This is a genomic window from Atribacterota bacterium (assembly GCA_028703475.1).
GTDB lineage: Bacteria > Atribacterota > Phoenicimicrobiia > Phoenicimicrobiales > Stramentimicrobiaceae > JAQVMU01.
Genome location: JAQVMU010000051.1, coordinates 1 through 11,546, shown reverse-complemented (window position 1 = coordinate 11,546; position 11,546 = coordinate 1). Strand labels below are relative to the sequence as shown.

Here is an 11,546-nt window from a genome sequence, read left to right as displayed (position 1 = left end):
AGGAGGTATTAACAATGGAGTATAGGAAATTGGGACGTACCGGCCTTAAGGTTTCTATTATTTCCTTTGGAGGGGTAATGGCTAGAGATATGCAGCAAGAAGAGGTCAAGAAAGCAGTTTCTGAAGCAATTAAAAGAGGTGTTAATTTATTTGATGTTGGCCCTACTTATGGAGATTCCCAGAATAAACTTGGTCCAGCTATTGAAAATTATCGTCAACAGATTATTTTAACCTGTAAAACTGAACCGGATAAGACAAAAGATGAAGTTAGACAAGATATAGAAAATTCTCTTAATTTATTAAGAACTGATTATTTTGATATATATCAACTGCATGAAGTCATTAATGAAGATTCTCTGAAAAAAGCCATTGAACCCGGTGGTGCATTAGAGGCTATACTGGAAGCCAAAGAAAAAGGCCTTGTCCGCTATATTGGGTTTTCTGCCCATAGTGAAGAGTATGCATTAAAACTGATGGAGCTTTTTGATTTTGATACCGTAATGTTCCCTGTTAACTGGAATTACTGGCTAAATTATAACCAGGGTGAAGCGGTTATTAAAAAAGCTCGTGAAACAAATAAGGGGATAATTGCAATCAAAGCCATGGCTCAGAGACAGTGGAAAGAAAATGAAGCAAAAGATGGATATGCGACCTGGTATAAACCTTTGTACGATAATGATGAATTAGCCAGACTGGCATTAAAATTTACTCTATCAAAAGATATTGATACTGCTGTTTCTCCCGGAGATCAAAGACTATTGAAAAAATGCCTTGATTTAGTTGAAGATTGCCACGGATCATATAATATATCCAATGCTGAACAGGAGAGATTGAAATCTTTTCTTCAGACACATGGAGGGAAACTTTATCCAATGCCCACAAATGTTTAACTATTAAAGCTTAATAAATAGGCAGGTAAATAAGAATTAATTATGGAAAACAAAAAAGGTTTTACCTTAATTACAATAGTAATGGTGCTGGCTATTATAGGATTATCGAGCTTGATAGGATTAAAATATTATGGATTTAATCAACAGGAAAGTCCTGAAAATAATATAACAAAGGATAAGGCAAAAAATACAATAGTTCAGGCTAATACATTAGCAATCTATAATTTATTACAAGGAGCAGTTATTACTGAAGATATTAGTATTGTTGATGCAGTAAATCTTTCTAAAAAAGCCGGATTATACGATCCGTTTACTGAAATAGCAATGGATAAAGCAGACTGGTTTCCGGAAAAAGCTGATACCCCGGGTCAGATACAAATTATTTTAAAAGAGGACACTTTTTATATTCAAGGGTATGGTTTTGATGGTTTGCTTGGTGAAGCTTTTATAGTGGAAAAATAACCATTTAAAATAGAGTTATAAGTGTCTTTTGAATCAGCTACAACTGTTTATTTACTCTGAAAGATTTCTTTCTTAAAATATTTTCTGTAAGTATAAGCTATTGTTTCATGTTCAACTTTTGTAGCGTCAAATTTTAGAAAATAAAATGTAATCTGGACACAAAAACCAATTCCGAACGCAGCCAGGACGGTACCTATTCCAACCATTCCTCCCAGGAGCCATCCGGAGACCACAGCCATAAACTCAATCACACCGCGACATATGCCAATAGGGAGTTTGGTTATTCTGGCAAGGGCAACCATCAGGCCGTCCCTGGGACCTGCTCCAAATCCGGTACTTATATAAAAATACGTGGCAAAGGCAATAATAAACAATCCGGTGATTAGCATAACTATTGCTAAAAAAGTATTTTCAGGAACCGGTATAATTTTTAGTGCATAAATACTATCAAAGAATAAACCGATAAAAATCATATTACAGATAGTGCCCAATCCTACTTTTTCTCCAAGCAAAACTGTTATTATGACAATAAAAATTCCAAGTAGAATTGAGATAGAGCCAATTGTCAAACCAACAGTATCTGCAATTCCTACATGCAAAACATCCCAGGGGGCATATCCAATATGGGCGTTTACAGTGAGTAGAATGCCGAAAGAGTACAGAAAAAGACCCCACATTAAGCGAATTATTCTTTGATAGATATCTTTCATGTAAAACCTTTCAGGAAAATTTAGTTTAAAAATATTATAAATTTTTTATCTATTATATATAGGTTTAATAATAATTAAATAGTTGAGAATATCAAAAATGTATATCCTAAACATTATAGCTTTAACAGCTGTAAAGTCAAACAATTGGAGTTAGATATTGTAAAATAAAATTTTTATATTATATATGTTAGAATTGTTATAAAAACAAACAGACTTTAATTTTTTCGGTAAACTTTGACAATAGGGGGTTCAAGTGAAAAAAATAAAGTGCATAGTTTTTGACTTTGGCGGGGTAATAAGCAAAAGACAAAATATAAAATATATTAAAAAAATCTGCCGGATTTTAAATATTAAATTAGATGAATTCCAATCATTATATACACAAAAAAGGGAAGATTATGACACCGGGCTAATCGATGCAAAAACATACTGGACGAAAACAGTAAATTTAATCGGGAAACAGGTCAGCCAAACCGATTTCAAAAAAATAATTGAATATGATGTGAAAAGCTGGCTGGATATTAATGACGAAACTATTTCCTATATTCAGTCCATTAAGGATAAATCGATATTAGCTTTGTTATCAAATATGACTTTTGATACACTTCAGGAAATAGGTAATATGTATTGGTTAGATTACTTTAATTTAAAGATATTTTCCTGTGAGAAAAAAGTAGCTAAACCCCATCCGAGAATATATGAGATTTGCCTGGAAGACCTGAATATGAATCCACAGCAAATATTGTTTGTAGATGATTCTACAGAAAACATCATAGCTGCACAAAAAATGGGGATTAATACTATAAAATTTACTAATTGCCATGAGATAAGAGAAATAATAGAAAATGAGTATATATTTATCAGGTAATTATGATAAATATAGCTTTAAAAGTTTCTGAATAATTTTTATCACTTTAATTGGTAATTTCTTAGATTTTTTTGTGTATCATCAGTAAAGGATTCAATAAGAAATAAAAGTCTTAATTTTGAATATAGTACCATTAAATAAGAGCAATTATTTCACTATATATTTATAACTGGATATAAAGTATAATAAAAAATAAGATGAATGAAGAAGCGATTCATAGATTCCTGTTATATTATTTGTAATAATTTTGAGTAGTGTTAATAATTTAGTTTAAAAAGATTTAAGTAAAAAGAGGTATAAAAATAAAAAAGATTATTAAGAAAACAATAAAGGCATCTACAATTATGAAAGCCAAATCTTTGTAGATGCCTTGAATCTTTTTGTTAACCTGAATATTACTAAAATTGAGGAGTATTAATATTAGAAAAACATCTAACAAGATTGTAAGAGGGACATTAATTGCACTGGGAACAGTTTTTGTTGGTTTTGGTGTAGTTGGCATCTTTTTACCCATTTTACCTACCACTCCCTTCTTTTTATTGGCTGCTGCTTCTTATGCAAGAAGTTCAGAGAGATTTTATTACTGGATTCTGCATAATAGATGGTTTGGTAATTATATTAAAAATTACCGGGAAGGAAAAGGTATTTCTCTCACAGTAAAATTATGGACTATTTTTGCGTTATGGTTTACCATATTATTATCTGTTTTTATAGTTGATGATTATTATGTGAAAGTGTTATTGTTGTTTATTGCAGCGGCTGTCACTCTGCATATCGTCACAATTAAAACTTTTAAATCGTAGAGATGTATTTTAAAAAATTAAGTATTTTTGGTAGATAATGTTTATGTATAAGTTTTTTTATTTGCAAATTATGTAAAATACAAAGCTTTTGAAATAAATATAGAATATAGGCCTGGGAAGATTAATACAGGGAGGAAAGATGTATTCAATTACAAAATGGAAAAAATTGCTGACAATCCTATTGGTATTTATTGTTTTTGCAGTCCTGGTAGGATGTCAATCAGCTAAAAAGGAAGAACCGGCAAATTTATCTAATACAGCTATTTCTGAAGATGGAAAAACCCCAAACACAAATTCTGAGTCTGGTAAAATAAAAATAGAAGAGGGATTGAGTTATTCCACAAAAGAAGAAGTGGCTGACTATATTTATAAATTTAAAGAACTCCCGCAAAATTTCATTACAAAAAGTGATGCCCGGGACTTAGGCTGGGATAATTCCAAAGGGAACCTCTGGGATGTTACTGACAAAAAATCAATTGGTGGTGATAGATTTTACAACAGGGAAGGGCTTTTGCCGGAAGCAGAAGGTCGTCGATATTACGAGTGTGATATCAATTATCACGGAGGATACCGGGGAGCCGAACGTATTGTGTATTCCAATGATGGACTCATTTTTTATACAGATGACCACTATAGTACTTTTGAGAGATTATATTAGGGGATTAAGATGATAGAAATACGGCTAAACGGATATAGAATGACAGACAAAGTTACAACTCATGAGTATTTAAAAGAGAAGCTGTCACTGCCCGAATATTATGGTAATAATTTAGATGCGCTGTGGGATTGTCTATCAACAGACTTTTCTCAAAAAAAAATCAATATTTATTATTCAGACAAGATAATAGAAAACCTGGGTTCTTATGGAAAATTGATTATCAAACTCTTCCGGGAAATCTCCCGGGAAAATGGCTCAATAGAAGTTAATATCTATTAAAAGACCTGCAAAATATTAGGGTAAAACCCTTAATATTTATTTAGCGTCTTTCAAAAAGAATAAACAAATAAATATGCAAATCATTTTATTGCCTTATTTATAATATGGAGAAAAAATAGATGTATTATATAGAAAATAAAAAGAATAAAGAGAAAAAAACATTTGGAAAAAATAATCCTGAAGGAGAAATATTCGGTTTAGACAGTAAAGTAAAGGGTTTTGTAATAGTGGATAGAACTTATTCAGTTACTGAGAATTTGCCCACATTCATGCTGGCAAATATAAATCCCTCAGGTATGGATATAGACTATAACATACAAAGACTTAAAACTATTGTTGAAATAGCAGCACAAAATAGAGTTAATGTTCTGGTATTACCGGAATTACCTGTAAGCGGTTATGTCTGGGATCCGGAAAATGAAAATAAAGAGGAAGTTTTTAATAATCTTAAAAAGTGTGTAACAGACGGACCTCTTGTAACGGATTTGATAAAATATTTCAGGAGTCTAATGACTGAAGATGGCTTAAATCTAATAATATTTAATAATATCAGACAAAACGGAGAAAAGCTATATGATACCACTTATGTAATCGGGCAGGATAATGAATATCTGAGTTGTTATTATGACAAAATATTCTTAACACCCATTGAAAAAAAGTATTTTTACAGGGGAGATGACCAGAGACTGGTTGTCAACACTAAATACGGAAAATTTGGAATTAATATTTGTTATGATTTGGTATTCAATTCTTTAGCAGAAAAGTATGCATATGATGATAAGGTTGATGCAATCATAAATAGTGCAGCCTGGCGAAGAGGGAGTATCAGGGAATACCCTTTGTTAAACATAAGAATGGATAATTACTATCAGTATATATGGGATTTAAAACATGCAGCACTGGCATCTCATAACCAGGTTTGGAGTATTGGAGTTACATGTGTAGGAGTCTTTGACAGAACAGGAAATTCTTTTGCAGGTGGTTCAGGATTTTGGTCTCCTTCAGGTATCTGTATGTGCCAGGCTTCTAAAACCAGAGAAGAACTTCTGATTATGAGAAACCTTGATATAACAAAACATATGCGAAATCAGGCAGTTGAAGATTTTAACTATGCACTGGATTATAATGAGGTGTGGAGACAGGTAGAGAATATTAAACCCAAGATAAAGGAAATCAAATAAAGTGCTGTTAATTTCTGTACATATATCCCGTCGAAGGAGTAAAAAATGTTTAAGCCTACTCAAGTTAGCTTTATATTTCTGATAATTATGACGATACTCATACTATCAACTTCTATTTCTGATGGTACTGCTGAAAGCAAAGGTCAGCTGGTTGCAGTGCAGATGAAACTTAATATAGAAGACTTTTATTCACAACAGGACTTTACAAAAAAGATTGAGAATTTAATGGAAGAGGTTGCCACTAAAACAAATTCCGACCTTCCTGCACTGGTTGTTTTTCCGGAAGATATAGGACTGATGTTGATTGCCCAGAAAAATAAAGAGACATTAAGTACGGTACATACCATTGAAGAGGCAATAAAAAAAATGACTATGAAACACTTGTTGCCACTTGCCTGGTACAGGATAAGGTATAATCTTTCCTGGGTACCGGCATTATACTATTACTACAATAAAGAAATTGCCAAAACATATTTCGACACCTTTAGTAATTTAGCAAAAAAATATCGGATGTATATAGTAGCCGGTTCTGTTCCACTTCCTCATTATGAGATAAGCCAGGGGGAAGTGTTTTATCAGGAAGGCCCTTTGAGCCCGGAGATATACAATACCTCATATCTTTTTGACCCTGCCGGAAGAGTTGTTGGTTATCAGGACAAAGTACATCTGCTGGAACTGGAACAGGAGGGAGGGCTGCATCTGACTGCAGGCAACATAGAGGACATAAAAGTATTCGATACCACATTAGGAAAAACAGGTATAGCTGTATGCCTGGATAGCTTCAAAGAAGATGTGATTAACAGGTTAAGAGAGCAGGATGCTGAAATACTAATTCAGCCTTCGGCAAACCCGGTTCTCTGGGAAAAGTGGCAGCAGGAAGAGTGGCTGGAGAGCAGCTACAAATTTACCCGTGAATTACAGTATTTTAAATATGCTATTAATCCCATGATGAATGGAGAATTTTTTGATCTTAGTTTTTATGGACAATCAAGCATTATAAGCAGGGAAAATAATGATAACTTAAAAAATTATTTTGATTTGGAACCACAAAATGGTTTTCTGGTTATAAGTGAATCTGCTGATAGAGAAGAGATACTGGTAGCGGAAATTGTATTACCATGAAAAAGATCTTTGGCAGTACTGCCAGTAAAAAAATATAGAAGAATATAAGCAATAAAATTTATGGAGTTTTAAATACATGGAATTAACAATTGAAGGCATCAGTCATAACGGAGAGGGAGTAGCCAGGAATGAGGGTAAGGTAGTTTTTGTCCCTTATGCTATTCCCGGAGAAATTGTACTGGTTGATATTGTAGAGGAAAAGAAGAAATATTCCAGGGCAGTCTTAAAGAATATTATAAAAAATTCACCTTATAGGGTAGAGCCAAAATGTCCTTATTACTATCAATGCGGGGGCTGTTCCTATCAGCATGTAAGTTATGAAAAACAGCTGGTGTTCAAGAAAAATATTACCGAAGAAGCAGTGAAAAGAATAGGCGGAGTACCGGTAAAGGTATTGGAAACCATTGGAATAGAGGAACCATGGAATTACAGAAATAAGGTTGTATGGCACATTAATAAAAACTCTGAAGATATAAAAATGGGTTTTTACAGAAACCAGAGCAGGCAATTAATACAAATTGATGATTGCCCTCTGCTGCTGCCAAAATTAAACAACCTTAGTGCTCTAATCAGGAAAAATCTTACAGGAATAAACCTGCAGGAAAATAGTTCAATTATGTTGCGTCAGTCATATAATAGCAACCAGGCAATCCTTGAATTTATTAACTGTTATTCTGATAAAAAAACTGAAAAGAGGCTAACTGAGGAGATAGATACAATATACGAGAAAAGGAATGGTAAAATTAAACTGCTTTCCGGTGAGAGATTGATAAGAGAAAAAGCAGGAAAGTGTTATTTTTTATTAGGAGCGGAGGATTTTTTTCAGATAAACCCCCGGCAGTATGACTTGATGATTAATACTGTTATCAATTATTTAAATATTAATAAGCAGGATAAAGTTCTGGATGCTTATTGTGGTTCAGGAATGTTTGCTTTAAATGTTGCAGGGAAGGCTTCATCGATAATTGGCATAGATTCCAGCATCCCGGCGATTAAAAATGCCAGAAGAAATGTAGAGTTAAATGGAATAACAAATTGTAAATTTACTATCGGTTACTGTGAAAATGTTTTGCCCAATCTAAAAGAAGCTTTCGACAGAGTAATCATTGACCCTCCCCGAACAGGACTAAAAACAAAAGTTATAGACTCAATAATCAATGCTTCTCCGGAGACAATAATATATGTATCTTGCAATCCGGGAACATTAGCAAGGGATTTAAAGCGATTTGTTTTAAATGGATACAAGGTGTTTGCTGTTCAGCCTGTTGATATGTTCCCCCAAACCAGCCATATTGAAAATATTGTGGCACTTCAACAAAAAGAATAATAGAAAAAAAAGAGAGCATTTCGGGGCAATAAATTTATATAGAGTTAATATTATTACTTAAATCTATAAATAGAGAGAAAATTAAAAAATTATTGGTTTTCAGGAATATTTGTAAAAATACTTATAAATTACATATATAGAGTCATTTATTGACATAAAACAGTGAAAAATGTATATTTATTTAAGCATTATAATACTTATAAAATGATACTGCACAAAAATATAAAATAAATAATGAATAGAAAGTTAACAATTTACAAGATTATTTATGTTATGCATTATTTTATTCAAATAATTGAAGATAATAAAAATGTTTTAAAGAAATTAATAAAAAAAGGCGGATATGTGTAGCTATGGATATTGAACAGGAAATAAGATTGTTTAGAACAATGGTTAGAATTCGTACATTAGAAGATATACTCGAAAAATTATTTAGAGAAGGTAAACTAAACGGCCACCTTCATACCTATCATGGTCAGGAAGCCATAGCAGCAGGAGTAATGGAAGCCCTTTCTGAAAAAGATATCATCTTTTCCAATCACAGAAACCATGGTCATTTTTTAGCCCGCGGTACATCACCTAAAAGTATAATTTCTGAATGTTACGGAAGAGTTACCGGTACAAACAGGGGCAGAAGTGGGAGCATGTATCTTTCTGATAAAAAAAGAGGAATGGCGGTTGCAAGTGGAGTAGTTGGTGGAAATATCTGTGTAGCTACCGGTTCAGCTCTGGCTAGCCAGGTTAAAAAGGACAAGGCAGTTACAGTAAGTTTTTTTGGAGACGGGGCAACCAATATTGGTTTTTTTCATGAATCATTAAATATGGCTGCCGTATGGAATTTACCAATAATTTATATCTGTGAAAACAACCATTATGGGGCAGCTACCAAAAAAGAAGAACATCAAAAGATAAAAAGAATTTCTGAGCGGGCTGCTGCTTATGATATGCCCGGATACACGATTGACGGAACTGATGTTATCAAGGTTTATAAAAAAACAAAACAGGTTCTTGAGAAAGTACGAAATGGAGGAGGACCTGTCTTGCTTGAATTTTTAGTGTATCGCCTAAGAGGACATTCTGCAGGAGACCTGGGTAACTATAGACCTGAAGGAGAGCAGAATAAATGGAAAGAGATTCATGACCCAATAAAAAAATACAAAAAAGAGCTTCTCAAAATGAATACCATTAGCTCTCAAGAAATTAAAGAAATAGAAGAAGAGGTACAGGAAGAAATTAATAAAGCGGTAGATTTTGCTATTAAAAGTGATTTTCCCCTGTCTGATACAGTCACTAAAAATATCTACCAGGAGGAAGAAGCCAATGAGTAAATCTACCTACCTGGAAGCTCTGAAAAAAGCATTGTATGAAGAGATGTACAGAGATGAGAGTGTAATAGCTTACGGTGAAGATATAACAAGATACGGGTTTGGAGTAAATAAAGGACTGGTAGAAAAGTTTGGAAAAGACCGTGTTAGGAATACTCCTATTTCAGAAGGTGCAATTATAGGCACGGCTGTTGGAGCAGCAATGAGAGGCATGAGACCGGTAGTAGAAATTATGTTTGCGGATTTTATTATGGTTGGAATGGATCAAATTTTAAACCAGGCAGCCAAGATAAACTATCTGTCAAACGGAGAATGGTCAGTACCTATGGTAATAAGAACACCTGAGGGTTCACGCTGGTTTGGCGGAGGAGCACAGCATTCTCAGACGGTCCACTCAATGTTTATGAATATACCAGGAATAAAAATAGTAGCTCCTTCTGACGCTTATGATGCGAAAGGATTATTGAAAAGTGCTATTCGTGATAACAATCCGGTTTTATTCTTTGAACATAAACAGCTTTATTTTAAGGAATGCGAAGTTCCCGAAGAAGAGTACATACTGCCCCTTGGCAAAGCAGCAATAAAAAAGGAGGGCAAAGACATAACCGTAGTTGCAACTTCCTGGATGGTTACCCATTGCATGGAGGTAGCTGAAGAGTTAAGAAGTAAGATAGACATAGAAGTGATAGACCCCAGGACTTTGATTCCCTTAGATAAAAACACTATTATAAGTTCTGTAAAAAAAACCGGAAGGTTATTGGTTGTAGACGAATCTCCGGCAACCGGTGGAATACATGCAGAAATAATTACAGCTGTAACAGAATCAGAAGAGTCTTTCAGATATATCAAATGTTCTCCAAAAAGAATTGGTTCTCTGGATACCCCGATTCCTTTCAGCGAAACACTGGAAAAAGAAGTTATTCCAACTAAAGAGAAAATAAAAAAGGAAATTTTGAATTTTTTCATCTGAGTATCCGGGTAAAAGGACAGCTAAAAAAGGATAAAAATCTAAAAGAAAAATAATTTAAAACATGTTTGCCTTAACACAAATATTGATATAGAATAATTTTAAAATTATAAATACAGGGAAGGTTTTAAGATGAAACTTGTATATCAGGGAAAGACAAAAGATGTTTATGTACTGGAAGATGGAAATTACCTGTTAAAGTTCAAAGATGATGTAACAGGAGAGAATGGTGTATTTGATCCGGGTTCAAATACTGTTGGTTTAACCATGGAAGGAGCCGGCAGGGCAGGTTTAAGGTTGACAAAATTGTTTTTTGAAAGACTGAAAGAAAAAAACATACCTACCCATTATATAGATGCTGATATTGAAAAAGCCACTATGACTGTAAAAGCAGCGGAAGTATTTGGGAAAGGCCTTGAAATAATTTGTCGTTACAGGGCAGTAGGAAGTTTTTTGCGACGCTATGGTTTGTATACAAAAGAAGGCCAGCCACTGGATGGGCTGGTTGAAGTTACCCTGAAAGATGATGAGCGTAATGACCCTTTAATAACAGATGATGCCCTTGATATGCTGGGAATTCTATCTAAAGACGAGTATAAGACACTAAAGAATCTGACCAAAAGAATATGCAATATCATAAAAGAGATATTGGCAGAAAAGGGCATTGAGTTATACGATATCAAGCTGGAATTTGGCAGATTAAAGGATACCGGACAGATAATTTTAATTGATGAGATTTCCGGTGGTAATATGAGAGCATTCAAGGATGGGAAATACATCGAACCACTGGAATTAGAAAGATTGATGCTGGAAGGGTAAAAGAAAGTTTTCAGTTATCAGTTTACAGTTTTCAGTATAATACAAAAAGCAGTAGAAATATAAAGAATAATTTTAACCAATTATAAATCAAAGAAAGTTTTCTTTTAGCTTATTGTTTCAGTTAAAAGAAAAAAA

Annotated in this window: 13 protein-coding genes; 12 read left to right on the top strand and 1 reads right to left on the bottom strand. The window is 33.6% G+C overall.

The window, feature by feature from the left end; translation table 11 throughout:
* Positions 1-14: 14 nt before the first annotated feature.
* Positions 15-890, top strand: coding sequence for an aldo/keto reductase (locus PHQ99_06210; GenBank protein MDD4289163.1), 876 nt, complete (start codon positions 15-17; stop codon positions 888-890).
* Between the two features lie 42 nt (positions 891-932).
* Positions 933-1,352: a type II secretion system protein gene (locus PHQ99_06205; GenBank protein ID MDD4289162.1), complete on the top strand. Its 420-nt coding sequence runs from the start codon at positions 933-935 to the stop codon at positions 1,350-1,352.
* A 47-nt stretch (positions 1,353-1,399) separates the two neighbouring features.
* Here the strand turns inward: PHQ99_06205 and PHQ99_06200 are convergent, their stop codons facing one another.
* Entirely contained in the window at positions 1,400-2,062 is a 663-nt protein-coding gene (locus PHQ99_06200; GenBank protein ID MDD4289161.1) for a hypothetical protein, read from the bottom strand.
* 253 nt (positions 2,063-2,315) lie between these two features.
* Between PHQ99_06200 and PHQ99_06195 the strand changes: the two genes are divergently transcribed.
* The 10 genes from PHQ99_06195 (at position 2,316) to PHQ99_06150 (ending at position 11,411) form a co-directional block, all read left to right on the top strand.
* On the top strand, positions 2,316-2,930 hold the full coding sequence (locus PHQ99_06195; GenBank protein MDD4289160.1) for an HAD family phosphatase: 615 nt from the start codon (positions 2,316-2,318) through the stop codon (positions 2,928-2,930).
* A 404-nt stretch (positions 2,931-3,334) separates the two neighbouring features.
* Entirely contained in the window at positions 3,335-3,733 is a 399-nt protein-coding gene (locus PHQ99_06190; protein ID MDD4289159.1) for a YbaN family protein, read from the top strand.
* A gap of 139 nt (positions 3,734-3,872) precedes the next feature.
* On the top strand, positions 3,873-4,391 hold the full coding sequence (locus PHQ99_06185) for a ribonuclease domain-containing protein (GenBank protein MDD4289158.1): 519 nt from the start codon (positions 3,873-3,875) through the stop codon (positions 4,389-4,391).
* A gap of 9 nt (positions 4,392-4,400) precedes the next feature.
* Positions 4,401-4,670 carry a barstar family protein gene (locus PHQ99_06180; GenBank protein MDD4289157.1) on the top strand — a complete coding sequence of 90 codons (270 nt, stop codon included), beginning with the start codon at positions 4,401-4,403 and terminating at the stop codon, positions 4,668-4,670.
* A gap of 119 nt (positions 4,671-4,789) precedes the next feature.
* Positions 4,790-5,851, top strand: a complete 1,062-nt coding sequence (locus PHQ99_06175) for a carbon-nitrogen hydrolase family protein (GenBank protein MDD4289156.1) — start codon at positions 4,790-4,792, stop codon at positions 5,849-5,851.
* A gap of 45 nt (positions 5,852-5,896) precedes the next feature.
* Complete coding sequence (locus PHQ99_06170) at positions 5,897-6,973, top strand: hypothetical protein (protein MDD4289155.1); 1,077 nt, start codon at positions 5,897-5,899, stop codon at positions 6,971-6,973.
* A 76-nt stretch (positions 6,974-7,049) separates the two neighbouring features.
* Entirely contained in the window at positions 7,050-8,300 is a 1,251-nt protein-coding gene (gene rlmD, locus PHQ99_06165) for a 23S rRNA (uracil(1939)-C(5))-methyltransferase RlmD (GenBank protein MDD4289154.1), read from the top strand.
* 353 nt (positions 8,301-8,653) lie between these two features.
* Positions 8,654-9,628 carry a thiamine pyrophosphate-dependent dehydrogenase E1 component subunit alpha gene (locus PHQ99_06160; GenBank protein ID MDD4289153.1) on the top strand — a complete coding sequence of 325 codons (975 nt, stop codon included), beginning with the start codon at positions 8,654-8,656 and terminating at the stop codon, positions 9,626-9,628.
* Positions 9,621-10,595: an alpha-ketoacid dehydrogenase subunit beta gene (locus PHQ99_06155; protein MDD4289152.1), complete on the top strand. Its 975-nt coding sequence runs from the start codon at positions 9,621-9,623 to the stop codon at positions 10,593-10,595. The genes PHQ99_06160 and PHQ99_06155 overlap by 8 nt, the downstream gene beginning before the upstream one ends.
* Before the next feature lie 129 nt (positions 10,596-10,724).
* The gene (locus PHQ99_06150) at positions 10,725-11,411 is read left to right on the top strand and encodes a phosphoribosylaminoimidazolesuccinocarboxamide synthase (GenBank protein ID MDD4289151.1); all 687 of its coding nucleotides are present in this window, start codon (positions 10,725-10,727) and stop codon (positions 11,409-11,411) included.
* Positions 11,412-11,546 lie beyond the last annotated feature (135 nt).